The sequence below is a fragment of the Ensifer adhaerens genome (genome assembly GCF_002940685.1).
Taxonomy (GTDB): Bacteria; Pseudomonadota; Alphaproteobacteria; order Rhizobiales; family Rhizobiaceae; genus Ensifer; species Ensifer adhaerens_E.
In genome coordinates, this window is sequence record NZ_PNFP01000008.1 from 162,648 (window position 1) to 188,407 (window position 25,760).

At 63.4% G+C, this 25,760-nt stretch carries 27 protein-coding genes and 1 tRNA gene; 9 read left to right on the forward strand and 19 right to left on the reverse strand.

Annotated elements, in window-relative coordinates; genetic code table 11:
- Positions 1 to 215 precede the first annotated feature (215 nt).
- The 8 genes from C1A35_RS17190 to obgE all read right to left on the reverse strand — a co-directional run bounded on the left by C1A35_RS17190 (position 216) and on the right by obgE (position 8,560).
- Entirely contained in the window at positions 216 to 1,538 is a 1,323-nt protein-coding gene (locus tag C1A35_RS17190; protein ID WP_104665501.1) for a S41 family peptidase, read from the reverse strand.
- Positions 1,528 to 2,925: a murein hydrolase activator EnvC family protein gene (locus C1A35_RS17195; protein ID WP_104665502.1), complete on the reverse strand. Its 1,398-nt coding sequence runs from the start codon at positions 2,923 to 2,925 to the stop codon at positions 1,528 to 1,530. The genes C1A35_RS17190 and C1A35_RS17195 overlap by 11 nt, the downstream gene beginning before the upstream one ends.
- Positions 2,926 to 3,083: 158 nt before the next feature.
- Positions 3,084 to 3,566, reverse strand: coding sequence for a 23S rRNA (pseudouridine(1915)-N(3))-methyltransferase RlmH (rlmH, locus tag C1A35_RS17200; RefSeq protein WP_104665503.1), 483 nt, complete (start codon positions 3,564 to 3,566; stop codon positions 3,084 to 3,086).
- A 365-nt stretch (positions 3,567 to 3,931) separates the two neighbouring features.
- On the reverse strand, positions 3,932 to 4,363 hold the full coding sequence (gene rsfS / locus C1A35_RS17205) for a ribosome silencing factor (RefSeq protein ID WP_077968685.1): 432 nt from the start codon (positions 4,361 to 4,363) through the stop codon (positions 3,932 to 3,934).
- Positions 4,364 to 4,465: 102 nt separating this feature from the next.
- Entirely contained in the window at positions 4,466 to 5,074 is a 609-nt protein-coding gene (locus C1A35_RS17210) for a nicotinate-nucleotide adenylyltransferase (protein ID WP_104665643.1), read from the reverse strand.
- 16 nt (positions 5,075 to 5,090) lie between these two features.
- Entirely contained in the window at positions 5,091 to 6,374 is a 1,284-nt protein-coding gene (locus C1A35_RS17215) for a glutamate-5-semialdehyde dehydrogenase (protein ID WP_104665504.1), read from the reverse strand.
- Positions 6,367 to 7,536, reverse strand: coding sequence for a glutamate 5-kinase (proB, locus tag C1A35_RS17220; protein ID WP_104665505.1), 1,170 nt, complete (start codon positions 7,534 to 7,536; stop codon positions 6,367 to 6,369). The genes C1A35_RS17215 and proB overlap by 8 nt, the downstream gene beginning before the upstream one ends.
- A 1-nt stretch (position 7,537) precedes the next feature.
- Positions 7,538 to 8,560: a GTPase ObgE gene (gene obgE / locus C1A35_RS17225; RefSeq protein WP_104665506.1), complete on the reverse strand. Its 1,023-nt coding sequence runs from the start codon at positions 8,558 to 8,560 to the stop codon at positions 7,538 to 7,540.
- Positions 8,561 to 8,706: 146 nt separating this feature from the next.
- On the opposite strand from obgE, the gene C1A35_RS17230 reads away from it, so the two are divergent.
- The gene (locus C1A35_RS17230) at positions 8,707 to 9,567 is read left to right on the forward strand and encodes an endonuclease/exonuclease/phosphatase family protein (RefSeq protein ID WP_104665507.1); all 861 of its coding nucleotides are present in this window, start codon (positions 8,707 to 8,709) and stop codon (positions 9,565 to 9,567) included.
- 39 nt (positions 9,568 to 9,606) lie between these two features.
- On the opposite strand, the gene C1A35_RS17235 is transcribed toward C1A35_RS17230, so the two are convergent.
- From C1A35_RS17235 to rplU, 4 genes are all read right to left on the reverse strand, one after another.
- On the reverse strand, positions 9,607 to 10,191 hold the full coding sequence (locus C1A35_RS17235; RefSeq protein ID WP_104665508.1) for a GNAT family N-acetyltransferase: 585 nt from the start codon (positions 10,189 to 10,191) through the stop codon (positions 9,607 to 9,609).
- Positions 10,188 to 10,820, reverse strand: coding sequence for a GNAT family N-acetyltransferase (locus C1A35_RS17240; RefSeq protein ID WP_034802649.1), 633 nt, complete (start codon positions 10,818 to 10,820; stop codon positions 10,188 to 10,190). Before C1A35_RS17240 ends, C1A35_RS17235 begins: the two co-directional genes overlap by 4 nt.
- Positions 10,821 to 10,950: 130 nt before the next feature.
- Positions 10,951 to 11,220, reverse strand: a complete 270-nt coding sequence (gene rpmA, locus C1A35_RS17245) for a 50S ribosomal protein L27 (RefSeq protein ID WP_077968181.1) — start codon at positions 11,218 to 11,220, stop codon at positions 10,951 to 10,953.
- Positions 11,221 to 11,253: 33 nt separating this feature from the next.
- On the reverse strand, positions 11,254 to 11,628 hold the full coding sequence (gene rplU, locus C1A35_RS17250; RefSeq protein WP_034802644.1) for a 50S ribosomal protein L21: 375 nt from the start codon (positions 11,626 to 11,628) through the stop codon (positions 11,254 to 11,256).
- Between the two features lie 294 nt (positions 11,629 to 11,922).
- On the opposite strand from rplU, the gene C1A35_RS17255 reads away from it, so the two are divergent.
- Positions 11,923 to 12,012, forward strand: a tRNA-Ser gene (locus tag C1A35_RS17255).
- A 96-nt stretch (positions 12,013 to 12,108) separates the two neighbouring features.
- Positions 12,109 to 12,444: a hypothetical protein gene (locus C1A35_RS17260; protein ID WP_104665509.1), complete on the forward strand. Its 336-nt coding sequence runs from the start codon at positions 12,109 to 12,111 to the stop codon at positions 12,442 to 12,444.
- Positions 12,445 to 12,865: 421 nt separating this feature from the next.
- Here C1A35_RS17260 and C1A35_RS17265 read toward each other — a convergent pair whose 3' ends face one another.
- The 3 genes from C1A35_RS17265 to C1A35_RS17275 form a co-directional block, all read right to left on the reverse strand.
- Positions 12,866 to 13,363 (reverse strand): hypothetical protein, encoded by a 498-nt coding sequence (locus tag C1A35_RS17265; protein WP_104665510.1) that lies wholly within the window; start codon positions 13,361 to 13,363, stop codon positions 12,866 to 12,868.
- A 92-nt stretch (positions 13,364 to 13,455) separates the two neighbouring features.
- Positions 13,456 to 14,550: a DUF937 domain-containing protein gene (locus tag C1A35_RS17270; protein WP_158665091.1), complete on the reverse strand. Its 1,095-nt coding sequence runs from the start codon at positions 14,548 to 14,550 to the stop codon at positions 13,456 to 13,458.
- 486 nt (positions 14,551 to 15,036) lie between these two features.
- Positions 15,037 to 15,546: a hypothetical protein gene (locus tag C1A35_RS17275; protein ID WP_104665644.1), complete on the reverse strand. Its 510-nt coding sequence runs from the start codon at positions 15,544 to 15,546 to the stop codon at positions 15,037 to 15,039.
- 319 nt (positions 15,547 to 15,865) lie between these two features.
- Here C1A35_RS17275 and C1A35_RS36395 point away from each other — a divergent pair, with 319 nt between their 5' ends.
- Entirely contained in the window at positions 15,866 to 16,027 is a 162-nt protein-coding gene (locus tag C1A35_RS36395; protein ID WP_199772962.1) for a hypothetical protein, read from the forward strand.
- 404 nt (positions 16,028 to 16,431) lie between these two features.
- Here the strand turns inward: C1A35_RS36395 and C1A35_RS17285 are convergent, their stop codons facing one another.
- Positions 16,432 to 17,742, reverse strand: coding sequence for an amidase (locus tag C1A35_RS17285; protein ID WP_104665513.1), 1,311 nt, complete (start codon positions 17,740 to 17,742; stop codon positions 16,432 to 16,434).
- A gap of 261 nt (positions 17,743 to 18,003) precedes the next feature.
- On the opposite strand from C1A35_RS17285, the gene C1A35_RS17290 reads away from it, so the two are divergent.
- The 3 genes from C1A35_RS17290 (at position 18,004) to C1A35_RS17300 (ending at position 22,312) form a co-directional block, all read left to right on the forward strand.
- Positions 18,004 to 19,569 carry an alkaline phosphatase D family protein gene (locus C1A35_RS17290; RefSeq protein WP_104665514.1) on the forward strand — a complete coding sequence of 522 codons (1,566 nt, stop codon included), beginning with the start codon at positions 18,004 to 18,006 and terminating at the stop codon, positions 19,567 to 19,569.
- Positions 19,570 to 19,770: 201 nt separating this feature from the next.
- A complete protein-coding gene (gene typA / locus C1A35_RS17295; protein ID WP_104665515.1) occupies positions 19,771 to 21,597 on the forward strand; it encodes a translational GTPase TypA in 1,827 nt (608 codons plus the stop codon).
- A 208-nt stretch (positions 21,598 to 21,805) separates the two neighbouring features.
- Positions 21,806 to 22,312, forward strand: coding sequence for a GNAT family N-acetyltransferase (locus C1A35_RS17300; RefSeq protein WP_104665516.1), 507 nt, complete (start codon positions 21,806 to 21,808; stop codon positions 22,310 to 22,312).
- Between the two features lie 38 nt (positions 22,313 to 22,350).
- Here C1A35_RS17300 and C1A35_RS17305 read toward each other — a convergent pair whose 3' ends face one another.
- Entirely contained in the window at positions 22,351 to 23,136 is a 786-nt protein-coding gene (locus C1A35_RS17305; protein ID WP_234822897.1) for a hypothetical protein, read from the reverse strand.
- Here C1A35_RS17305 and ppa point away from each other — a divergent pair.
- The gene (gene ppa, locus C1A35_RS17310; RefSeq protein ID WP_104665518.1) at positions 23,114 to 23,647 is read left to right on the forward strand and encodes an inorganic diphosphatase; all 534 of its coding nucleotides are present in this window, start codon (positions 23,114 to 23,116) and stop codon (positions 23,645 to 23,647) included. The genes C1A35_RS17305 and ppa overlap by 23 nt on opposite strands.
- Positions 23,648 to 23,650: 3 nt before the next feature.
- Here ppa and C1A35_RS17315 read toward each other — a convergent pair whose 3' ends face one another.
- A complete protein-coding gene (locus tag C1A35_RS17315) occupies positions 23,651 to 23,968 on the reverse strand; it encodes a DUF167 domain-containing protein (protein WP_104665519.1) in 318 nt (105 codons plus the stop codon).
- A gap of 2 nt (positions 23,969 to 23,970) precedes the next feature.
- The gene (locus tag C1A35_RS17320) at positions 23,971 to 24,264 is read right to left on the reverse strand and encodes a YggT family protein (protein ID WP_089044330.1); all 294 of its coding nucleotides are present in this window, start codon (positions 24,262 to 24,264) and stop codon (positions 23,971 to 23,973) included.
- A gap of 237 nt (positions 24,265 to 24,501) precedes the next feature.
- On the opposite strand from C1A35_RS17320, the gene C1A35_RS17325 reads away from it, so the two are divergent.
- Positions 24,502 to 25,743: an MFS transporter gene (locus C1A35_RS17325; RefSeq protein ID WP_104665520.1), complete on the forward strand. Its 1,242-nt coding sequence runs from the start codon at positions 24,502 to 24,504 to the stop codon at positions 25,741 to 25,743.
- The last annotated feature ends 17 nt before the right edge of the window (positions 25,744 to 25,760 follow it).

Here is a 25,760-nt window from a genome sequence, read left to right on the forward strand (position 1 = left end):
TCCAGCCGGGGTGGTGAGTGGACGCTTTCCGCGCCGCTTCCTGTTCCCTCGCGAGCCCGGCCGCGCCCGGAGAATCAGGCAATGGCCGGCGCCTCCTAACCCTATAATTTAGCCGCGGGGGATTGACCAGTGCATGCGCCACAAGGGCGGCCGCACAAATGAAAAGCGCCGCAGGTTCGGCTGAACCGCGGCGCTTCGTTTCGTGTCTGCCAGGCTTACTTCTTGAGCTGTGCCTGTTCGGGGCTCGCCGGGAAGGTCGGATCCGTCTTCTTGCCGCGCAGCAGGTCGAGCGCGTAGTTGAGCTGCAGGTCGTCCTTGGTCTCCGGCGGCACATAGGCGACCGAGCCCGAACCTTCGTCGGTCTCGCTCTGGCCCTGGATGTGGCCACGCAGATCGGATTCACCCTGGGCTTCGACCTTGCCGAGCAGTTCCGGCGGCAGCGGCTGTTCAACCTTGATATCAGGCGAAATGCCCGTGCCCTGGATCGATTTGCCCGACGGCGTGTAGTAGAGCGCCGTCGTCAGGCGCAGCGCCCCGGCCTCGCCGAGCGGGATGATCGTCTGGACCGAACCCTTGCCGAAGGAGCGCGTGCCGAGCACGGTCGCGCGCTTCAGGTCCTGCAGGGCGCCGGCGACGATTTCCGAAGCGGAGGCCGAGCCGCCGTTGACGAGTACGATGACAGGCTTGCCATCGGTCAGGTCGCCCGGGGTGGCGTTGAAGCGGCGGGTCTCGTCCGGGTTGCGGCCGCGGGTCGAAACGACCTCGCCACGCTCCAGGAAGGCGTCGGAGACGTTGATCGCCTGATCGAGCAGACCGCCCGGGTTGAGGCGCAGGTCGAGCACGTAGCCCTTGAGCTTGTCGGCCGGCACTTCCGACTTGATCTTCTCGATGCCCTTCTTCAGGTCGTCATAGGTCTTTTCAGTGAAGGAAATGACGCGCAGGTAGCCGACGTCGCCTTCGGTGCGGAACTTGACGGCGCGAACGGCGATGACGTCGCGAACGATCGTCAGCTCGATCGGCTTGTCCGCGCCCTTGCGCAGGATCGTCAGCTTGATCGGGGTGCCGACGGCACCGCGCATCTTTTCAACCGCGTCTTCAAGTTTGAGGCCGCGAACGTCCGCACCGTCAATCTTCGAGATGAAGTCGCCGGCAAGCACACCGGCGCGCGCAGCAGGTGTGTCGTCGATCGGGCTCGTCACCTTGACGAGATCGTCTTCCATGGTGACTTCGATGCCGAGGCCACCGAACTCACCACGGGTCTGGGTGCGCATGTCCTCGGCATCGGCCGAGTTCATGTAGCTCGAATGCGGGTCGAGCGAGGAGAGCATGCCGTTGATGGCGTTCTCGATCAGCTTGTCGTCCTGCGGGGGCGTCACATATTGCGCCCGCACGCGCTCGAACACGTCGCCAAAGATTGCCAGTTCGCGATAGGTCGAAGTGTTGGCAGCGACGGCCGGAACGACAGCCGAATAAACCACGCCCATCGCGGTCGCGCCCATCAGCGCCCCGACCAGAACAAGTGAAGCCCTACGTATCATTTCGCGCCTTTCCAACCTCTGCTGCGGTCCACCATGGTCGGGAATCAACCGGTTTTCCGTCTTTTCGGAATTCAATGTAAAGCGTCGGCCGGTCCGTTTCCAGCGCCAAGGCCGCAGCGCTCGCCACTCTTTTTGCCCCCATCGTCGCCAGTGGTTCACCCGCCACGACGAACTGGCCAGTCTGCACGCTCACCTTCTCCATCCCCGAAAGCACGACGTGGTAGCCATCGCCCGGGTTGAGAATGATCATCTGTCCATAACTGCGGAAATTGCCTGCATAGACGATCCAGCCATCTGACGGCGCAGTCACCAGCGCGCCGGGATTGGTTTCCAACATGATCCCTTGCAGGGAATGCCCCGTGCCGTCTGCATCGCCGAATTTACGCAACAGCGATCCGGCGGCCGGATAGGCAAGTTTGTTCCTCAGCTCCGAAAACACATATGCGGGGGCAATGCGGTTTTTGTCAGGCACCGCATTGCGGGCGAGTTCCCGCGCCGCCTCGCGCTCGGCTTCGCTCATGCGCCGGCGCTCCTCCTCCTGGGCGCGCGCCGCCTCGGCGGCGTCGCGCACGGAGGCGATCTGGTCCTCCAGCGAGCCGATCAGACCCTGGAGGTTGGTCGCCTGAGAGGCAAGCTCTTGCGCCTTGCGCTGCTCGGCCGCAAGTTCGCTGGCGCTCGTCTGGCGCAGCTTCTCCTTCTCGGCAACCAGCATCGACATGCGCCGCTCTTCCTCGACATTGGCCGTCATCGCCGCGCTCAGGTCTTCACGCTGGCGATCGATGCCGGCACGGATATCGGCGAGCGCCTTGAGGTCGGCGACCAGGTTTTCGGTTTCCTCGCGCAGGCCGGGCACGACGGCGCCAAGCAGGATGGCGCTGCGCACGGAGCCAAGCGCATCCTCGGGCGTCACCAGGATCGCCGGCGGCGGGTTGCGCCCCATCCGTTGCAAGGCGGCCAGCACCTCGGCAAGCACGCCCCGGCGTGACCGCAGCGACCGGCGGACCGTATCTTCCTTGGTCCTGAGCTCGCTCAGCTTCTTCTCGCCGTCGACGATCTGCTGCTCGAGATCCTGGCGCTTCTTCGCGGACTCGATGATCGCGGCGCGCAGCGTCTCGTTGGTCTTGTCGATCTCGGCAATGGTCTCGGTCAGCGCATTGGCGCGCTCCTGCGACAGCGTGATCGTCTTGGAGAGCGCATCCAGCTCGCTGCGCGTGCTGTTGCGGCGCAACGTCAGGTCGGCGGCCGGGTCGGGCGGGCCCTGTTCCTGGCCGGTCGTGGCAACGTCGGGCGGCGTGACTTCCTGGGCCCCCGCCGGCAGACCGATCGCAAGCGCAAGCGCGAAGGTCGCCGCTCTACGGGCAAGCCGTCCTGCGTCGTCTCTTCCCATGCCGAAAACGCTGGTCCTGCCTCGGGGCGTCATCCGTTGCGTGCGTCCATCCGAAAATATGAGGAAAAAACCTAATCTGATTTGGCGCGCGCGACCAAGCATATTCTCGTTATCGGCCCGTGTACCGGCTGCGGCGCTTCCGAAGATGTCCTGTCGCTTCAGACGCGGTGATAGGGGTGGCCGGAGAGAATGGTGACCGCCCGGTAGAGCTGTTCGGCGATCAGGATGCGCACGAGTTGGTGCGGCCAGGTCATCTTTCCGAGATTGAGCACCGCATCGGCGCGGGCGTGAAGGCTCGGATCGAGGCCGTCGGCGCCACCGATCGCGATCATCAGGTCGCGCTTGCCGCCGTCGCGGAAGGTTCCGAGAAGCGAGGCGAAGCCCTCGGAATCGAGCGCCTTTCCACGTTCGTCCAGCAGCACGAGCAGGCTGCCCTCGGCGAGTGCCTTTTCAAGCTGTGCGGCTTCCTCGCGCTTGCGCGTCTCGGCATTCGAGGCGCGGCTTTCATTGACTTCGACGACACGGGAAAGTTCGAGACCGATCGCCGGACCGGCCTTGGAGAAGCGATCGAGATAACGGGCCGCAAGATCCTTTTCCGGCCCTGCCTTGAGGCGGCCGACTGCGAAAAGTCCGATACGCATGACCTTGTCCGTCCTTGCTACTGCATGTTTCCTTTGATCGCAGCCGATCAAAGGACAAAAACATGCAGCGATTCAAAGTGCCACAGCGTCCTTTGCGCGTCCGATAAGACGCGCGGCGCTGTAGTGCTGCAACGCGCACTGCATAGTTCCTGAAATCGGATCGATTCAAGGACAATCTTATGCCGCGTCCATATGGCCTTGCAGCGTCGCTGCGAGCCTTGTCCGGCAAACGGAACCAAAGGAACGATCAGTCGCAACACACGTCCGGCTGGCAACGCCGCCCAAGGCGGCGCCAGCCCTTCACATTCATGCATGACCGCAACTCGGCTCGTCCGGCGCTTAGCTGCGCGGCGACCCGGTCGGTCTCAATGCAAGGTGCCGTCCTCGATCTCGGGAGCCGCCCACATCTTCTCGATGTTGTAGAACTCCCGGATTTCCGGCCGGAAGATGTGAACGATCACATCGCCGGTGTCGATCAGCACCCAGTCACCGCCTTCCAGACCTTCGACACGGGCATTGCCAAAGCCCCCGTCTTTGAGGTCGGTCGTCAGGTGATCGGCAATGGCCATCACATGCCGCGTCGATCGCCCGGAGACAACGACCATGAAGTCTCCCAGCGCCGATTTTCCGGCAATGTTGATGCTGACGATATCTTCTGCCTTCGAGTCCTCTAGGCTCTCGAGGACCAGTTGAAGCGCACGGACAGCGGCTTCGTCGCTCGATCCCGTGCTGCGCGGGAATGCGGAGACCGCATATCCCTTGGCGTGTGCTGTTGTCAGGGTCTTTCCTTTCCACATGAACAGAACAGGCACTTTCGATTCGAACAAGGATCGAACCGTCCATGAATGTAGGCATCAAACCGTAGCGGTTTCAAGACAGCAGAACTGATTCCCAGGAAATCATACTCCGCCGGCGGCCCGCAGCGCCGTCGAGCTCATCGATGAGCGCGGGCCATGGATGAAGGTCCAGGCAGGGGCTGCGTGATAGGCGAGGCGCCGCGCGTCGTCCTCGTCGATGCGGGCGTAGTCGAAGGTTTTCGCCATGCGCGAGGAGAGATAGGCGAGCGTCGAGCCCGGCCGGTCGATGACCGCAATCGGGAAGGTGCGGGCGATCTTCTGCCAGTTCTGCCAGCGGTGGAAGCTCTTCAGGTTGTCGGCACCCATGATCCAGACGAAGCGGATGTCGCGATTGCGCGCCTGCACGATTTCCAGCGTGCGGGCGGTAAAGCTTTGGCCGAGCGCCTTTTCGAAGGCCGTCACCTTGATGCGCGGGTTCTGCGCAATCTCCTCGCTCATGGCTATGCGTTCGGCGAGCGGCGCAAGGTTGTTGTGATCCTTGAGCGGATTGCCGGGTGTTACCATCCACCAGAGCTGGTCGAGCCCGAGCCGCTGGATCGCGGTGTCGGCAACCAGCACATGGCCCTCATGCGGCGGATTGAAGGATCCGCCGAAGAGGCCCACCACCATGCCGGCCTCGACATGGGGCATGCGCAGGTAGCGGGCGTTCACCGTGCCCGCGATCACCTCAGGGCCTGACCTGTCCAGCACCGCGCACCCGATACTTGAAGGACGTCAACTGTTCGACGCCGACCGGCCCGCGGGCATGCATCTTGCCCGTCGCGATGCCGATCTCGCCGCCCATGCCGAACTCGCCGCCATCGGCAAACTGCGTCGAGGCGTTGTGCAGGAGGATGGCGGAATCGATCTCCGAGAAGAAGCGCTCGACCACGGTCGCATCCTCGGCGATCACGGCTTCCGTGTGGGCCGACGACCAGGTGGCGATGTGCTCGATGGCGCCGGAGATGCCGTCGACCAGCTTCACCGAGATGATGGCGTCGAGATACTCCGTCGCCCAGTCCTCATCCTTGGCGGCCTTCAGGCCATCAACTGCGCCTGCGAGCTCGTCCGAGACGCGCACTTCGCAGCCGGCGGCAAGCAGGGCGTTCAGCAGCGGCTTTGCCAGCCGTGCGGCATCGTTGCGGTCGATCAACAGTGTTTCGGCAGCACCGCAGATACCGGTGCGGCGCATCTTGGCGTTGACGACGATCTTCTCCGCCATCGCGAGATCGGCCGAAGCGTCGACATAGATGTGGCAGAGGCCTTCGAGATGGGCAAACACCGGCACGCGCGCCTCGTTCTGTACGCGGGCGACAAGGCTCTTGCCGCCGCGCGGAACGATGACGTCGATCGTGCCGCCAAGACCCGAGAGCATTGCGCCAACGGCGGCGCGGTCGGCAACCGGCACCATCTGGATCGCGTGTTCCGGCAGGCCGGCGGCCTTCAGCCCCTCGACGAGGCAGGCATGGATCGCGCCGGAGGAATGGAAGCTGTCGGAGCCGCCGCGCAGGATCACGGCATTGCCGGCCTTGAGGCAGAGCGCGCCAGCGTCCGCCGTCACGTTCGGCCGGCTTTCATAGATGACGCCGATGACGCCGAGCGGCGTGCGCACGCGCTCGATATGCAGGCCGTTCGGCCGGTCCCATTCGGCAATCACGTCGCCGACGGGATCCTTGAACTCGGCGATCGCGCGAATGCCGTTCGCCATGTCGCGGATGCGGCCTTCGGAGAGCGTCAGGCGATCGATAAAGGCGGCGGCAACGCCGCTTTCGCGGGCGTTTTCAAGGTCGATCGCATTGGCAGCGAGGATGTCGTTCGTGCGCGCCACGATCGTGTCGGCCATGGCAATCAGGGCGGCATGCTTGCGTTCGGCGCTGGCGACGGCAAGCGGTCGGCTGGCGGCCTTGGCCCGGCGGCCGATTTCCAGCATGACGCTCTCGACGTCGTCCTTGTTCTTCACCTCGTCAAGCATGGACCTCATCCTTCCGGCTGCCGTCACTTTCGGCGCGTTTTCCGGTCATCACCATATCATCGCGGTGCACCATGGCGGCGCGGCCCGCATAACCGAGGATCGCGGCGATTTCGGCTGATTTCTTGCCGGCAATCTGGCGCGCCTCGTCGGCATCATAGCCGGCAAGGCCACGGGCGATCTCGCGGCCCGAGGTGCCGAGAATGGCGATCGTGTCGCCGCGGCTGAAGCTGCCGGTGACGTCACGCACGCCGGCGGGCAGCAGGCTCTTGCCCGAGCGCAGCGCCTCCTCGGCGCCGGCATCGACGACAAGCGTTCCGGCCGGCAGCAATTGCCCGGCAATCCAGGTCTTGCGCGCGGTGACCGGCGACCCCGACGGCGCGAACCAGGAGGAACGGGCACCGTCCTCGATCGCTGCCAGCGGGTGGTCGGGCTTGCCCGAGGCGATGATCATGGCGCAGCCGGCGGTCGTTGCGATCTTGCCGGCATCGATTTTGGTGCGCATGCCGCCGCGCGAAAGCTCGGACGCGGCACCGCCTGCCATCGCTTCGATCTCCGGGGTGATCTCGGCGACGGTTTCGAGGAAGCGCGCGTTCGGATCGAGATGCGGCGGGGCCGTATAGAGTCCGTCGATGTCGGAGAGCAGCACCAGGAGATCGGCGCCGACCATGGTGGCGACGCGGGCAGCGAGGCGATCGTTGTCGCCATAGCGGATCTCGGTCGTCGCGACCGTGTCGTTCTCGTTGATGATCGGCACGGCGCCGAGTTTCAAGAGCTGGTTGATGGTGGCGCGGGCGTTGAGATAGCGGCGGCGCTCTTCCGTATCGCCCAGGGTCAAAAGCACCTGGCCGGCCACGATGGCGTCGGTCGACAGGCTCTCGGACCAGGCGCGCGCCAGAGCGATCTGGCCGACGGCGGCGGCCGCCTGGCTCTCTTCCAGCTTCAAGGCACCCGCGGGCAGGTTGAGCACGGTGCGGCCAAGGGCGATCGCGCCTGAGGAGACGACCAGCACCTCGACACCCCTCGCTTTCAGGCCGGCGATATCGGCGCACATGGCGTCGAGCCAGGCCTTCTTCAGCCCGCTGGCGCGGTCGACGAGAAGCGCCGACCCGATCTTGATGACGACCCGGCGATACTTCAAAAGCGGCTTGCGGGTCTTGGTCATATCAGGCGTTCTCCTCGCCAAATCCCTCGCCCGCCTTGGCGGTGACGATGACGCTGCGCAGCGCCCTCAGCGCTTCGGTCATGCCCTTGCCGACGGCGGCGGAGAGCAAGAGGGGCTGCTCGCCGCAGGCCTTTGCCAGCGCCTTGGCCTTCACCTTCAATTCGTCCTCGTCGAGCACGTCGATCTGCGACAGGGCCACGATCTGCGGCTTGTCTTCCAGCCCGCCGCCATAGGCTTCGAGCTCGTGCTTCACGGTCTTATAGGCCTTGGCGACATCTTCCTCCTGGGCGGAGACGAGATGCAGCAGCACGCGGGTGCGCTCGACGTGACCGAGGAAACGGTCGCCGATGCCCACGCCTTCATGGGCGCCTTCGATCAGGCCAGGGATATCGGCGATGATGAATTCGTTGCCGTCGATGGTGGCGACGCCGAGATTGGGATGCAGGGTCGTGAACGGATAGTTGGCGATCTTCGGGCGCGCACGGGTGCAGGCGGCAAGGAAGGTCGACTTGCCGGCATTCGGCAGGCCGACGAGGCCGGCATCCGCGATCAGCTTCAGGCGCAGCCAGAGCGTCTTCTCGTCGCCTTCGAGGCCGGGGTTGGCCCAGTTCGGCGCCTGGTTGGTCGCGGACTTGAAGCGGGCGTTGCCGAAGCCGCCATTGCCGCCGGCAGCCAGCCGGTAGCGCTGACCCTCGGCGACCATGTCGACGATCAGCGTCTCGTTGTCTTCCTCGAAGATCTGGGTGCCGACCGGCACCTTCAGCGTCACGTCGTCGCCGCCAGCACCAGTGCGGTTGCGGCCCATGCCGTGCTGGCCGGTCTTGGCCTTGAAATGCTGCTGGTAGCGGAAGTCGATCAGCGTGTTGAGGCCGTTGACCGCCTCCACCCAGACGTCGCCGCCGCGGCCGCCGTCGCCGCCATCAGGTCCGCCGAACTCGATGAACTTCTCGCGCCTGAACGAGACGGCGCCTGCGCCACCGTCGCCGGAGCGGATATAGACTTTCGTTTCGTCGAGAAATTTCATTGGGCTGCCATCTGTTTTGTGTAATTGCGCGGTCTTAGTTCACGGTGAGAGCGGGATGCTGGCGGTAAACCGCATCCTCATTTCCTCATCGCGCTTCATTTTGCCGCCATCGATATAGGCGGTTTATTCGGAGGTCAAAGAATATCGTGCGGTTCGTCAGCTACAACATCCAATACGGCATCGGCCTCGACGGTCGCTTCGATCCCGAGCGCATCGCCGCCTCGATCGGGGACGCCGACATCATCGCGCTTCAGGAAGTGACGCGCGGCTTTCACCGCAACGGCCATGTCGATCTCGTCACCCGCTTCGAAAAGCTGTTTCCCGGTCACTTCTCCGCCTTCCATGCGCCCTGCGACATCGACATCGGCTCGGCGATCGAGGATGGACGCGCGGTCAGCCGCCGCTTCCAGTTCGGCAACATGATCCTGTCGCGCTGGCCGATCCTTGCAACACGGCTGATCCCCTTGCCGCGCACCCGCACGATCAGCCCGATGAACCTGCAGCGCGGTGCGACCGAGGCGCTGATCGCAACGCCCGGCGGCCCGCTCCGGGTCTATTCCGTGCATCTCGACCATGTGCTGCCGGCCGAACGCATCGCCCAGATCCGCTACCTGAAGGAGCGGCTGCTCGGCTACCCGCTCGAAGGCGGCGCGATCACCGGGGCGGCCGACTTCGGCTTGGCCGAGCCGCCGCATCCGGAGGACTTCGTCGTCATGGGCGATTTCAACATGGAGCCGGAGACGCCGGAGTATAACGCCATGGTGGGCTCGCGCGATGCCTTCTACGGCCGTTCGCTGCGGCTCGAGAATCCGGTCGATGCGCTTGCCCATCTCGGCCGCCTGACGCCTGAAAGCTACAGCTGGATCCATCCCGAAAACCCCGAAAGACGCATGCATCTCGACTATTGTTTCCTGAGTGCCGGCCTCATTTCGCGCCTGACGGACGCCTGGACCGACTATGAGGCCAGGGGCTCCGATCACCTGCCCGTGGGCTTCACGCTCGCATGACAAGAATCCCCGCGAAGCTCAGCTTCGCGGGGATGTCCTTCAGTGCGGTCGGCGCAGATCGGCGGCGGCGAGCCGCGTCTCGATATGGGCGACCATGGCGTTGCGCGCGAGCGCATAGACCTGCGTGCAGCCGGTGATCTGGAAGCCGATCTTCTCCTGCACCTTCAGCGATCCCGGATTGTCGGCAAAGACGCCGGAGTGCAGGGTCGTTTCGGGCATGCGGCGGAAGAAGCGCTCGACCGCCGCATAGGCAGCCTCCGAGGCAAAGCCCTTGCCCCAGTAGAAGCGGTTCAGCCAGTAGCCGACATGCCATTGGCCGTGGCGGAGCTCGATGCCGACGCAGCCGATATGCACGTCGTCGCCGGTGGTGATGGCGAAGGTCCAGTCGGGTGTCAGTCCCGATGTCTGCGCCGTCAGCCAGTCGAGCGCGTCCTGCTGATCGTAAGGTGCGGGCACTCGCGCCAGCATGCGCGCAACCTGGAAATCGCCGAGCGACTGGGCGATCGCTTCGGCGTCGGCCCGGCGATGCGGCCGCAGGACCAGACGCCGGGTTTCGATGACCGGGCAAGGTCCGGGACCGGGGCGGGCGACGACCCGCTGGCGTTCGGAAACGAGCGCGTTCATCGCATGCCTCCCCAGCTTCTCAGGGAGACCCAGGTCTTGCGGTCGAGCCGGTACCATTCGACGGCGATCGAGCCGCCGAGCGCCAGGCTGCCGACCATGCCGCTTCCCTGGAACTGGAAGCCGCACTTCTGGATGACCCGGCGCGAAGCGAGGTTCATGACCCGGCAGCGCGCATCGATCTGGTCGATGTCGCGGGTGCGGAAGGCCATGTCGGTCAGGACCTGGGCGGCCTCGGTGGCATAGCCCTGGTTCCAATAGGGCTCGCCCAGCCAATAGCCGAGTTCCGCCGTCTTGCCATCGGGATGCGGTTCGATACCGCAGCAACCGAGAAATGCGCCATTGTCCGCTTTGGTAATCGCGTAGACGCACTTGCCAATCGTGCCGGCTTTCGCGCGTCGCACGAAGTCGGCGGCATCGGCCGTCGTATACGGGTGCGGCATGCGCGAGACCATGGTCGCGACATTGGCATTGTTGGCAAGATGGGCAAGGGCGTCGATATCGTCTTCATGAGGGGCGCGCAGAACGAGCCGGGGTGACAACAATATCGGGCAATCGGTCCTTGACCGTTGGGGCCGCAGCCTTTGTTCGGGAGACCGTGATTGGTCTTCCCTCAACAGTTCGGTTTGCATGGTTCGTCCTCCAGAAACGACAAAAGGGGAGATTGGGTCTTGCCCCATCTCCCCTTTTAAGTCTGGCCTGGAACCATCTGGTGCGTCAGCCGGGTCGATGAGACGCCGGCTGTTTTAGAGCGCTACCGGCTTATTCCGCTGCTTCGGCTTTCGGCATTACAGACACGTACACGCGGCCATTGGCCTTCGTACGGTAGTCAACGTTGCCAGCCGTGAGTGCAAAAATCGTGTGGTCCTTGCCGAGGCCGACATTGGCGCCCGGATGCCACTTCGTGCCGCGCTGGCGCACGATGATGTTGCCCGCAACGACGTTTTCGCCGCCGAACTTCTTCACGCCAAGGCGCTTGGACTGAGAATCGCGACCGTTACGCGACGAACCGCCAGCTTTTTTGTGTGCCATTGGTGTTCTCCTTTAAACCTTAGATCCCTGAACTCAGTTTGCAGCGGCTTCGGCGGCAGCTTCAGACTTCTTCGAAGCCTTCTTTGCCTTGCCACCGGCAGCAGCGATGTCCAGGATACGGACAGTCGTCTGGTGCTGGCGGTGACCGCGCGAGCGCTTGGAGTTCTGGCGGCGACGCTTCTTGAAGGCGATGACCTTCTTGGCGCGACCCTGCTCAACAACTTCAGCGCTGACTACGGCGCCTTCGACAAACGGAGCACCGATGGTTGCATCGGCGCCGACGCCGACCATCAGGATCTCGGTGAATTCAATCTTGTCGCCTGCAACGCCTTCCAGCTTTTCGATGGTGAGGACGTCGTTGGCGGCCACGCGGTACTGCTTACCGCCGGTCTTGATGACTGCGAACATTTTTTATCCTTTCATGTTCGATCCGGCTCTCCGCCCGAGGGCAAGGCCGTCTTTTTGTCAGTCGACAGTTGAGTGGATCTCCTTTTCGGATATCCACCGGTGAATGGGCGCAAATCACACCCGATGCGGTGAAGCTAGGCCACACCACTTCATTGCGCGGATTACAAGGATTTGCGCGCCTGTGTCAAGGCGAAAGCAACAGGGCTGCAATTTATTCTTCAAACAGGCCCTTGCCAGCACCCGAATCTGCCGCTATGAACCCGACCGCGCTGAACAAGCGCCGACCAGCAAAGCGGAGAGGTGGCTGAGTGGTCGAAAGCACCGCACTCGAAATGCGGCGTACGGGCAACCGTACCGTGGGTTCGAATCCCACCCTCTCCGCCATAATCTATCCCATCACCATTATGATGTGCGAAGCAGCCCGGCTTGGGGCGGCTCGTGGACGATTCCGCGGTTCCTTTTTAGCAGCAGCTTGGCGAGTTGAAGGTCAATCCAGCGCTGTGCGATGACTGGCGCCTGCAATTCGACAAGGCGATGCAGGAAGCGGCCGGGGCCATAAAGGGGCCAGCGAAGGTCGATGAAGCGACCACACTGACCGGCGCCGAATACAAGGACGGTACTTTTACCTATTTCTACACGGTCGCAAGCGCGCCTCCGGATGATGGCTGGAAGGCGTATATGAAGGGCATGTGGTGCCAGACAGATCAATTCAAGAAATTGATGGACTTTGGTCTCAACGTACGCGGCGTCTATTCGACTGAGGACAACGCTCCTATCGGCGAAATCGTCGTCAGTTCAGAGGTTTGCGGCATCTGATCGCGGCAGGATTGCGGGAACGGTGCCCTTTGACGCGGCGGCTCGGGACGTTCCTGCTGTGTCGGAGGGGGCGGGCGATCGTTCTCGTCGCGGCCGAACATCACGGCGGTCATCCGGCGCGTCCGATAGCCCCGATATCGCGATCGCGGGTCGTGCGCCGCGTCAAAGGATGGCCCACTGACCACGGTGTCGCGGCGTTGCCGCCGCCGATTGCTGTTTGCCGAACGATACCCATCGGCGCCCTTGCGAACCGGGCAAGGGCGCCGGCGGCCGGGCTGACGGCACGGTCCGTGTTTCCGCGGCGAAACGCAGCTGCGCTAGCTCATGTCGCGCAAAAGTGCGCAGCGGTTTTGCAACTACGACATGGGACAAATCAATAACTTAAAGCGCGCCGAGCGAATCCAAAGGATCGCGACGCGCTTTAGGCGACTTTCAGCGCCGCGGAGATTTCTGACAGGGTGGCCTTCTCCGCGTCGCTGACAGAGACGCCGCCGAAGCCCAGGAAGCCACCTTCCTTGGCGGCTTCCGCCACCTTCTGGCTGATCTGGTAGAGCCATGCGCTGAAGGCCGCGACATCACCCGGCGCCTTGGTCTCGACGAGCGTTCGGGCCTGTTTCAGCGTTTCGATGCATCTGGCCTTCATGTCCTCTGGCTTGGCACCTTTCAGTTTCGCCTGCAGGCCGTCGCGGGCGGCGGTGCGGCCTTCCGAGGTTTCGAAGTCGGCGACCAGCGCCTTGAGGAGCGGATTTGCTGACGCATCGGTCTTGGCCTGCAGCAGTGCGCTGCTGCTGGCGATGCCTTCCTTCATCATGCCCCAGAGGCCGCTCGGTTCCGCGGCCGTCACGGCAATGCCGGCCATCATCACGCTCTCCAGCAGCAGCGTCCATTCTTCCGGGGTGAATGTCGATTTGTCGGCCATGGCCGATCCTCCCTTATCCGGTTTCGTCGATGACATCGCCGCCGGTCCATGCGGAATGCAGGGGCCGGCGGCCTCTTTGAATGACTGGTCCTTCAGGCCGCAAGTGAGGTGAGCTTGGCCTTCAACGCATCGATTGCGGGTTTGAGGATGTCGGAGACGCCGGGGATCGCCAGCACCTTGTCGAAAAGCCCGTTGAGCGTTGGCATCATCGGCCCGACGAGCGCTGAAAGGGCTGCCTTCTGTTCGGCAGACAGTTGCCCGGCGGCGCCTGCGACCTTGTCGAGCCCACCGGAGATCTCCTCCAGTTTCGGCAGGGCGGCCGTGGCCGAGGCGGCGTCGGTAATGCCGGTCAGCGTCGTCTGCAGGCTCGCCATGCTGTCCTGGACCTGCTGGCCGATGTCGACTCCGCCGACCGTCAATCCCGGCCCGGGCGCGCCGGCCTCGGGCGCGACCTCCCCGCCCGGCTTGCCGAACAGATAGAAAAGCACGGCCGCAAGCGCGAGTACGGCGATCACCCAGTAGAGCCAATTGCGCGACCCGGACGGCGTGGCCGTCGCGGCTGTGCGCTCGGCGGCGGTGCCGACGGTGGCCGCCGTATCGCGCGCGGTCTGGCCGACGGAGGCCGCGGCCGATTGCGCAGAGCCGCCGAGGGCGCTCAGCAGGCCGCTGCCGCCGAGCAGCTCCCTTGCGCCGGCCGGTAGCGCGGCGGCAATGTTGTCCTTCTGGCTCGCGAGCAAGCCGGCAATACCGTTGGCGCTCACGTCTCCGCTCTGCCGGGCGAGGCCGCCCATCACGAGCGGAGCGAGTGTCGCCAGCAGCGAGCCGCTCGTGCGCGGGTCCATGCCGGAAACGTTGCCGATGGCGCCTGCAAGCGCATTGCCATCCCTGGCGCCGAACAGCGACGAGATGATCTGCGACCCGCTTTGGGCAAGCGATGCCTGATCGCCGCCCGCAAGCATGCCGAGGAGATTGTCGAGCGATCCGCCCTGTTGACTTGCGGTGTCGGCGATCCTTTGCGCGCCGCCCGGCTGCGCCGCGACGCCCGTCAGTCCCGCCAGCACCGCGGGAATGGCGGCGTTGACGGCGCCCTGCACCTTGTTTGTGTCGAGCCCGAGCGCCGAAGCGATGCGTGCGATCATGTCAGGGGTAAGCAATTGCGCGATATACGAAACAAGATTGCTGGCCATTGGCTTTTCCTCCACGTTGATGTCGTCGGACATCGACAGCACTCATGGAGTGGTCGTCCGACGGCGCGGCAATTGGCTGCAAGCAATTCGCGTTTATCTGATTATCGTCTGCGAGACCGGTTCGTCTGGAACCCTCGGCACTAAAATATTAGCACTTGTGGATGTATTTGCCCAGTTCTCGGCAACTTGCGGAAACGGCGGAACGTGGCGCCTCAACACGCGCCTTGGTGCGCCGGGATCTTCACTGGCCGGTGACCGGGCAGCCGAGGCAGGAGGGAAGCAGGCGAATCGCCGGCCGTGGGGCCGGATCGCGGGTAGCCACGACAGGGCTGCAAGATGTTCACCGGCACGCGCGGGCGGGCCGGACCCGGCGCCCGCGCCCGAAGTGCGATCCCGGGGTCCGATCCCGGGGTCAGGGACGCTGTTGGTCTCGCGTTACGCCTTCGGCGATTTGTCCGGTGGCGCCGGTGCAGCCGTCCGGCGGGCTCAATGCGCGGCGTTGTTGCGCAGCCAGGCTTCCAGCGCGGCAATCACCGACAGCCGCAGGCTTGCGCCCTTGGACAGAGCGCGGGTCAGGGACAGGTCGTCGCCGGCAAAACCCATCTCGGCCATGATGTCGTTTGCCCGCATGCGGCGGCGGTTCATGATGGTGCGGATTTCGGCGATCGTTTCGGGAAGCAGGTAGCGACCGCTGGCAATCGCCACGACTTGGTGCGTTACGATTGGCGGGTCCGTTTCAGTTTGTGGGGCGGCCGTTTCCACGGCGCCATTGCTGCTCAGCCACTTCAGGAAAGTCTCACGTTCGGCGGGGCTCGCCTTGGCCCAGGAATTCTTGAGCTTGTCGAGGCGGGTGCGCTCGTCCATGAGCCCCGCGGCCACAAGCGCCTTGCGCAGCGACGGGATGCGGCCGGCCATCAGATCCGCGTGGATATCGGGAAAATCGAGCTTCAGGCGCTGCAGGTCGGCGGTTTCGTCGCGCTTGGTTTTCTTCGACATGCTCTTTCCCGCGTCATCCGTCATGGCCGTTTCGAGGAAAGCGCGCTCCTTGGCCGAGGCGATCTCGTCCAAATCTCTGCCGCGTTCCGCGTTTTTGCGCGACATGCTCTAGCGTGCTCGCGCGCCCGGCGCGAGCGAAATAGGTCGCTATCCTCTATCCTTTGTCGACCGATCCCGTTAGGGAGCGCATCGAGAATTACGCGACGCTTGTGAGCAAGGTACCCTTCCTCGGGCATCATGCATCCAGCTTTACGCAAGTCCCTTCGCCTATCGTCACCTCAATGGCCGGGATGTGACACGGCGAATGAAGGACAATGATATGTCGAACGATATCGAACATTACCGCGACCCATCCGATCAGATGGTTGCCCTCTATCTCGCCAACAACGACGGCGACGAATTGACCAATGCGCTGGTGGCAGCGCTCGAAGATGCGTTCCGCATCCTCCGCGACGAGATCTCCGGCGAAACGATGCACTGAAGCGGCGCGCGTCCCCACGGGCGAGTGCGCCTTCGGAACAATCCACTATCGGTTGCGCATCGGCCGATTGGTATTTTATCTTCGCCTCGTTTCAACCGCGACCTTCGGATTCTGGAGCTCGGGGCCGCAGATCGCCAGCGCAAGGGAGCGCTTGAAGATGACATTTTCTATCTGGCACTGGGTGGTGATGTTGGTGGTCATCGGCGTGCCGATCTGGCTGATCGTTCGAGCCCTGAAGCGTCAACGCTAGGCGTCGACGCGCTCCGGCGGGCTGCGCCGGCCGTGGAGCGTGAGCGTCGCGAGCGTATCGTTTGGCGAGATCCCTGTCCGCCAGGGCGTTGACCAGCAACGACAGCAAAACCGGCCCGGTCGCAGGCCGGTGTTTCGTTGCGACCGGCTGCCGTTCAATTTGTTCGCAGCAGCGCCTCCACCGAAAGTGCCGTCGCCAGCACGTGCGCATCGGTGCCATTCCTGCCCATCAGCATCAAGCCGGCCGGGCGCGTGCAGCCCGGTATCGGCAAGGTGATGGCGTTGAGGTCGAACTGGTTGGCGACCTGGCAGTTGCGCAGAAGCAGGCCTTCGACCCGGTCGTATTCGGCTTCGTCCGCTTCCACGCTCGCGATCGGCACGGCCGCGATCGGCGTTGTCGGCAGAGCGATGAGATCGTAGCCCGAAATTCGTTCATTCATTGCGCCGGCAAGCGCGCGTCGCGTTTCCAGCAGGTCAGCGACGGCGGCGTCCGGCACGGCGAGACGGCGTCGCAACGGGGCCTTGACCCTGTCGTCGACGGGGGCCGCCTCGTCGCCGAGCCAGCCGGCATGGATCCGGCTTGCTTCCAAGCCAGCGATCGAGCCGATCTTCGTTGCCTCGCGAAGCCCCTGGATCAGGTCGTCGAATGCGCAGTCGACGATCTCGGCGCCCGATCTGGCGAGCCGGTCGAGGCTTGACGCGAAGGCGTCGGCGATTTCGGGTGAAAGGTCTTCAAGCAACCGTCCCCGAGGAACGCCGATGCGAAGGCCCGCAATCGGGCGGGCGACGAGCGGCATCGGTTGCTCACCGGCCATGACGGCGTCGGCAAGGATGCAATCGGTGACCGTGCGGGCGAGGGGGCCGAGCGTGTCGAGGCTAGGCGACAGCGGGAAGGCGCCGTCGAGGGGAACGCGGCTGGCGGTCGGCTTGAAACCGACGATGCCGTTCAGCGCCGCGGGGATGCGAATGGAGCCGCCGGTATCCGAACCGATGGCGATGTCGCAGGTGCCTTCTGCCGCCGAAACGCCAGCGCCGGAGGACGAGCCGCCGGGGATCAGGCCTTCGTCGGTGGCGTTGCCGGGTACGGGATAGTGCGGGTTGAGGCCAACGGCCGTAAACGCGAATTCGGTCATGTGCGTCTTGCCGATGATCACGGCGCCGGCGGCGCGCAGCCGCTCAACGGCGAGCGCGTCTCTTTGGGCCGGCGGCGCGTCGCGGCGGATGATGGAGCCGGCAAGCGTCGGTTCGCCCGTGACGTCGAAGAGATCCTTGATCGAAACGATCTTGCCGTCGAGCGGACCAAGGCTGGCGCCGGCCCGTCGGCGGCGGTCGGCGGCGTCCGCTTCGGCGCGGGCACTTTCCGCATAGACTCGCACGAAGACTTTTTCTTCGCCGCGGCGATCGTTGAGCCGGCTCAGGGTCTGTTCCAGGCGATCGCGGGCGGGGCTGTTGGCAGAGTGGGACACGGATCATGACCTGTCGAATTGGAGCCGCCATCGGCGGCAGGAGGCGGGGTCGTTGCCCGGATTCACTAAGGCAAACGCGCGTCGCCTTTGATAGCAGCATTGGCGGCGATTGCCATCGCTCCGTTGTCGTAGCGGCTGGCTCCGGCCTTCACCGAACTGTCGCCAAACCGTTCAAATAGTTTCATGGTCCTGTTACGTCGCTGACACCAGGATGACCAAAGGTCCGGCACGCGCGGTCGCGCTGCCGAATCGGAGGTCTGTTTGGCCGATATCCTCAAGACGCTTTCGCGGCGTTCTTTCCTGCTTTCCGCCGGTGCCGCGGGTTTCGTGGCCTCCTCAGGTCTTGCCACACCGTTCTATGCGAGAGGCTACGGTCGGCCGGAATTCGCTCACGGCGTGCAATCGGGCGATGTCGATACGTCCTCCGGCATGATCTGGACGCGGGTGGATCGCCCGTCGAAGGTGTCGGTCGAATACTCGACCACCGAGAGCTTCTCCAACCCGCTTCGCCTTGCCGATCTGACGGCGACGCCGCAGACGGATTGTGCGGTCAAGTGTTCGCTCGAAGGGCTGCTGCCCGACCAGGACATCTTCTACCGTTTCACCGCCACCGACCTTTATGATGTCAACCGCGTCTCCGAGCCGATTGTCGGCCGCTTCCGTACGGCGCCGTTGCGCAAGCGTTCGATCCGCTTCGTCTGGTCCGGCGATACCGCGGGGCAAGGCTGGGGCATCGACGACGTCGGCATGAAGACCTATTCGACGATGCGGCAGCACGAGCCGGACTTCTTCATTCATTCCGGTGACACGATCTATGCCGACAACCCGATCCCCGACGAGATCAAGCTGCGCGACGGTGGCGTGTGGAAGAACCGGGTGGTGACGCACGAGAAGCGCGACGTGGCGCGCACGCTCGAAGAATATCGCGGCCAATGGAAATACAATCTGCTCGATGACCATGTCCGGCAGCTGAACGCCGTCTGCCCCACCTTCTACCAATGGGACGATCACGAGGTGCTGAACAACTGGTCGGCCTCGACCGATCTGCGCGACGATGCCCGCTATCCGGAAAAGGATGTTGCCGTCTACGCCGAGCGGGCGGCGCGGGCCTTCCACGAGATGACGCCGATCCGCATGCCGGCAACGCAGCCCGGCCGCATCTTCCGCAAGGTCGGCTATGGCCCGTTGCTCGACGTATTCTTCGTCGATCTCCGGTCCTATCGCGGCGCCAACCAGGGGGAAGGCGGCGGCGGCGCGCTGTTCGGCTGGCGGCAGGTCGACTGGCTGAAGCGGGAGCTGGCCGCCTCGCGGGCCACCTGGAAGGTGATCGCCTGCGACATGCCGATCGGGCTTGTCGTCTGGGACGATTACACCAACAGGCGCGGTTCGGACGCGATCGCCAATGGCGACAACGGCGCGCCTCAGGGGCGCGAGCGCGAATTCGCCGATCTCCTGCGCTTCATCCGCGACAATGCGATCGACAATCTCGTCTGGCTGACCGCGGACGTGCATTACACCGCCGCTCACCACTACGATCCGGCGCGCGCCGCCTTCAAGGACTTCACGCCGTTCTGGGAGTTCGTGTCGGGGCCGCTTCATTCGGGTACCTATGGGCCGAAGGAGCTCGACATGACCTTCGGGCCGGAGGTTCGCTTCATCAAGGCATCGGGCGGCGGCATCGACCAGAACCTGCCGCCCTCGGCCGGCCTGCAGTTCTTCGGCATCGTCGATATCAACGGCCAGACGCAGCAGATGACGGTCCGACTGATGGACCGGCAGGACCAGGAACTGTGGCGCGTGACGCTCGATCCGGCCGCGATTGCATGACGAATTCGCTCGTGGCCGAGAGCTTTCGAAACCCCGTTCGCGCACCCCCTGGCGAGTGCAAACCCATGGCCTACCGGCATTTGACCACGACGCTCATGCGCGCGCCCCCCTTTCGCAATCGCAAAAAAACCTGTATGAGCGCGACCATTGAAAAAGCGGCGTGGCCCATCGGGGCTTGCCCTGAACCTTCCGAGACGAAAAATGAGCATTCGTAACATCGCGATTATCGCGCACGTTGACCATGGGAAAACGACCCTTGTTGACGAGCTCCTGAAGCAGTCGGGCTCGTTCCGCGAAAACCAGCGCGTTGCCGAACGCGTCATGGACTCCAACGACATCGAAAAAGAGCGCGGCATCACCATTCTCGCCAAGGCGACCTCGGTCGAGTGGCAGGGAACCCGCATCAACATCGTCGACACCCCCGGCCACGCCGACTTCGGCGGCGAAGTCGAGCGCATCCTGTCGATGGTGGATGGCGCCATCGTTCTCGTCGACGCTTCCGAAGGCCCGATGCCGCAGACGAAGTTCGTCGTCGGCAAGGCGCTGAAGGTCGGCCTGAAGCCGATCGTCGCGATCAACAAGATCGACCGCCCGGACGGCCGCCACGAAGAAGTCATCAACGAAGTCTTCGACCTCTTCGCCAACCTCGACGCCTCTGACGAGCAGCTCGACTTCCCGATCCTCTACGGTTCGGGCCGTGACGGCTGGATGAACGTCAACCCGGAAGGTCCGAAGGACCAGGGCATGGCGCCGCTGCTCGACCTCGTCTTGAAGCACGTGCCGGAGCCGACGGTCGCCGAAGGCCCGTTCCGCATGATCGGCACGATCCTTGAAGCCAACCCCTTCCTCGGCCGCATCATCACCGGCCGCGTTCACTCCGGCTCCATCAAGCCGAACCAGGCCGTCAAGGTTCTCGGCCAGGACGGCAAGCTGCTCGAAAACGGCCGCATCTCGAAGATCCTCGCCTTCCGCGGCATCGAGCGTCAGCCGATCGAAGAAGCGCAGGCAGGCGATATCGTCGCGATCGCCGGCCTCACCAAGGGCACCGTCGCCGATACCTTCTGTGACCCGTCGGTCGCCGAAGCGCTGACCGCCCAGCCGATCGATCCGCCGACCGTTACCATGTCGTTCATCGTCAACGACAGCCCGCTCGCCGGCACCGAAGGCGACAAGGTGACGAGCCGCGTCATCCGCGACCGGCTGTTCAAGGAAGCCGAAGGCAACGTTGCGCTGAAGATCGAGGAATCCTCCGAAAAGGATTCGTTCTTCGTCTCCGGCCGTGGCGAACTCCAGCTCGCGGTTCTGATCGAAACCATGCGCCGCGAAGGCTTCGAGCTTGCCGTTTCGCGTCCGCGCGTCGTCATGCACAAGGACGACAACGGCCAGATGCTCGAGCCGATCGAAGAAGTCGTCATCGACGTCGATGAAGAGCATTCGGGCGTCGTCGTGCAGAAGATGTCGGAGCGCAAGGCCGAAATGGTCGAGCTGCGTCCGTCCGGCGGCAACCGCGTCCGTCTGGTGTTCTTCGCGCCGACCCGCGGCCTCATCGGCTACCAGTCGGAACTTTTGACCGACACGCGCGGCACGGCGATCATGAACCGCCTGTTCCACGCCTACCAGCCCTACAAGGGCGAGATCGGTGGTCGCGTCAACGGCGTTCTCCTCTCGAACGACGCCGGTGAATCGGTTGCCTACGCGATGTTCAACCTGGAAGACCGCGGCCCGATGATCATCGACGCCGGCGAGAAGGTCTATGCCGGCATGATCATCGGCATCCACACCCGCGACAACGACCTCGAAGTGAACGTGCTCAAGGGCAAGAAGCTCACCAACATGCGCGCCGCCGGCAAGGACGAAGCCGTTCGCCTGACGCCGCCGATCCGCATGACGCTCGAGCGTGCACTGTCCTGGATCCAGGACGACGAGCTCGTCGAAGTGACGCCGAAGTCGATCCGCCTGCGCAAGCTGCACCTCGATCCGAACGATCGCAAGCGCTTCGAAAAGGCCCGCACCGCGGGCGCTGCCTGATCGATCTCAAGCGATCCCGAGACTTTCTGAAAAACCCCGGAGCGATCCGGGGTTTTTTGCTGTGTGTGCCACGGATGGGCGACTTGCGGATAAAGTTAAAAAGGCGTTAACCTTCCATCGGGTGCCGTTAAAGTTGCCTGTGGGTTAACGCGAGCCGGCAACCGGGCGGGATTCCTGTTCGCCTTGTGTGTGTTTAGAGTCGCGAGTCATGAAGACTGTTTCGATAGAGATTCGGCCTGGAGAGCCGCAGGAGGCATCGGCAATTGCCGATGTGCACCGCGTTTCCTGGCTGCAGGCCTATGGCGGTCTCATTCCTCATCGTCCCCTCGTTCAGATGGTCAACCGTCGCGACGAGACCTGGTGGCGCAAGGCCACACGCGGTCCGGCAACGCTGCTCGTCGTCGACGTCGCCGGTACCATTGCCGGCTATGCAACGCTCGGCCTCAGCCGCGCCAAGGCGCTGCCGCAGGAAGGCGAGATCTACGAGATCTATCTCCGGCCCGAATATCAGGGCATCGGTCTCGGGCGCGTCCTTTTCGGCGAAGCGAGGAGCCTGCTGCGTTCGCTCGGCTGCCGTGGCCTGGTCGTCTGGTGCCTCGAGGACAGCGAACATGCCTACCAGTTCTTCCAGGGCGCCGGCGGCACCGACATCGCCGAAGGCATGGAAGATTTCGGCGACAAGCACCTGAAGAAGGTCGGCTTCGCCTGGAACTGACCTCCGCGCTTTCGAGCGGCATCCCTGAAATCACGGCGCTATTGCGGTAGTTCGTTGCGAGGAGCGCTTGCCCTGTCGCCTTGCGTGCCATGGTAGGCCGCCTTGTCGACGCCGCAGCGAAAGGTCGGGGCCACCTCGTCGGCGACCTTGCGGGCGAGCGCGTTGGGATCGGGATTGGCAAGCGCGTCGACATAGCCGGCGACACAGCCCTTGCCATCGTCCTTCTGCGCCACCTTGGAGACGACCAGAACCTGTCCTTCAAGCGCCGGTACCGACTGTCCTGTCGTCGGATCGGGGTTTTCGATGAACCAGCGCAGGATTGTTGAAACCGGGGTGCCATCTACGGCAACGCGCCACTCCACCGTCGCACCGGCGTGGTTGAAGGGGATAAAAGTCTCGAACGCCTCGTCGAGATAGCGTTTGTCGAGATGCCCGAAAGAAAAGCTCTGGCGAATATCCATTTCCTTGAAAAAAGAAGGATAGTCGCCATGACCCGGGCAGCTCATCACGGAGTACATGCCCGGTTCCTCTTTGATCGTCACACACTTTTCACGGCTGACGTTGACATAGACGCTCTCATTGGCCACCGCGGATCCGGCGGACAACAGAACCAGCGCGAGGCATGCAACCCTTCCGTTCATCGTGGACTCCCTTGAACACGTTTGGGGGACCTGAGGAGGTCGTTCGGCACGCACGAAACGACCGGTTGAATCTGCGCTACGGACGAAAGTTATGTTGCATCGCGGCATGTTTCCCTTTATCCGACGGGCAAACTTCTCAAACCGACCCTGGAGTAGATCCATGCGCATCGACGCGATTTCCATCGGAAAGAATCCACCAGAAGATGTCAACGTGATCGTTGAAGTTCCCGTCGGCGGCCATCCGATCAAGTACGAGATGGACAAGGAAGCCGGCACGCTGGTCGTCGACCGCTTCCTCTACACGCCGATGACCTATCCGGGCAACTACGGCTTCGTGCCGCACACGCTGTCGGACGATGGCGACCCGATCGACGTTCTGATCTGCAACACCCGTCCGCTCGTTCCGGGTTGCGTCATCAACGTCCGCCCGATCGGCGTGATGATGATGGAAGACAATTCCGGCCAGGACGAAAAGATCATCGCCGTTCCCTCGTCGCACCTGACCAAGCGCTACGACAAGGTGCTCGAATACACCGACCTGCCGGAAATCACGCTGAAGCAGATCGAGCACTTCTTCGAGCACTACAAGGATCTGGAGCCCGGCAAGTGGGTGAAGATTTTTGGCTGGAAGGACGCTTCCGTTGCAAGGGAGCTGATCAAGGAAGCCGTCGAGCGCGCCAAGGGCGCCAAGTAAGCTTTATCTGCCGACCAGTTCGGCAAGACGCCTCATCAAATCCTCCGGGTCGCCCTCGATCCGGAGGATTTTTTTTCGCTGTGTTTCGCCTGAGATGAGGGAGAGCTTGGTCTTGGCAAGACCGAGCTTCTTGGCGAGGAAGGCAAGCAAGGCCTGGTTGGCCTTGCCCTTCTCCGGAACCGCGCTGACGCGCACCTTCAGATGTTCGTCTCCGTCGGCAGCCGCTTCCAGGCCATCAATGGCATCGCGGCCGCCGTTCGGCGTCAGGCGCACCGTCAGGCGAACGTGGTCGCCGTGCGCGGTTGCGGCCGGATTGGCCATGGTCAGCCGAGCAGGGCCGGCGCGATCGTGGTGTTGAGGAAGAGCTGGATGAAATAGAGGATCACCAGCACGACCAGCGGCGACAGGTCGACGCCGCCCATATCGGGCAGGATGCGGCGGATCGGGCGGTAGAGCGGCTCGGTCAGCTGGTAGAGCGAGCGGCCGATCATGTTGATCGCCTGGTTGTTCACGTTGATGACATTGAACGCGTAGAGCCAGGAAAAGATGGCCGATGCGATGACCAGAAACCACGCGATGTTGATGATGAAGTTCAAGGTGCCGATAACAGCAAGCATGCCGGTCTCCAAATCGTTATTGACAGACATGTAGACATTGAGACCTAAACGAGCAAGTACGCCGGTTTATCGGGCGCGATCATGTTTAACGTGTGACCGCTCGACAGTCGGTGCCGACGAATGCGCATCGCGATCCTTCAGAAGCGTTGCCTGCGCTTTGAATCTTGATGTTTCACCTGTCGTTATTGCAAGACCGCCGCGCCGTTTTTTGTGACCCGCCCTAGGAGCGACTTCCTCATGTCCGCCGTCCATGCCTCGCATCGCTTTGCCGCCTTTCGGCATGTCGGCTATCGTCGCTACTTCTTCTCGCGCTTCCTCGCCTATTTCGCGATCCAGATCATATCTGTCGCGGTCGGCTGGCAGATCTACGATCTGACGCGCGATCCGTTCGATCTCGGCCTGATCGGCCTCTTCCAGTTCCTGCCATCGCTGGTGCTGATCCTCGTCACCGGATCCGTAGCCGATCGCTACAACCGGCGCATGATCATGGGCGTCTGCATGGTCGTCAGCACGCTTTGTGCCGCAGCGCTTCTGATGTTGACCGTCACCGGATTGTTTTCGCCCTGGCCGGTCTATGCGGTTCTCGTCGTCTTCGGCATCGAGCGCGCGTTTCTTGCCCCTGCATCGCAATCGCTGGCGCCGAACCTCGTGCCGCCGGAAGACCTGCCCAATGCGATCGCCTGGAACTCGACTTCGTGGCAGACGGCGATGATCGTCGGTCCGGTGGCGGGCGGCCTGATCTATGCGCTCGGCGCGGTCTTCCCCTATGCCGTCGGCTTGTGCTTCTTCCTCGCTTCCGCATTCATGGTCTTTGCGATCCCGAAGCCGGCGACGCGCACAGCACCTTCGGCCCAGAGCTGGGAAACGATCACCGCCGGCTTCCGCTACATCAAGGCGGAGAAGGTGGTGCTCGGCGCCATATCGCTCGATCTCTTTGCCGTTTTGCTCGGCGGCGCGGTGGCGCTGATGCCGGTGTTTGCCCGCGATATCCTCGATCTCGGCCCTTGGGGTCTCGGGCTTTTGCGTGCTGCCCCTGGTATCGGTGCCGTCGGCATGGCTGTGTGGTTGGCGGCGCACCCGATCCGCCATCGCGCCGGGTTCTACATGTTCATGGGCGTGGCGTTCTTCGGCCTTGGAACCGTGGTCTTCGGGCTTTCGGCGACGCCCTGGATCTCGATCGGGGCGCTCGTCGTCATGGGGGCAGCCGACATGATCTCGGTCTATGTGCGCGAGACTCTGATCACGCTCTGGACGCCGGACGAGCTGCGCGGCCGGGTCAATGCCGTCAACATGGTCTTCATCGGTGCATCGAACGAGCTTGGCGAATTCCGCGCCGGCATGATGGCGTCCGGTTTCGGCGCGGTCTTTGCCGTCGTCTTCGGCGGCATGGGCACGCTGCTCGTATCAGGGCTTTGGGCGCTCGGCTTCCCGCAACTGCGCAAGATCGACACGCTCGACGTGCCCGAGCATCACAAGTAGTCCTGCGGCGGCGTACG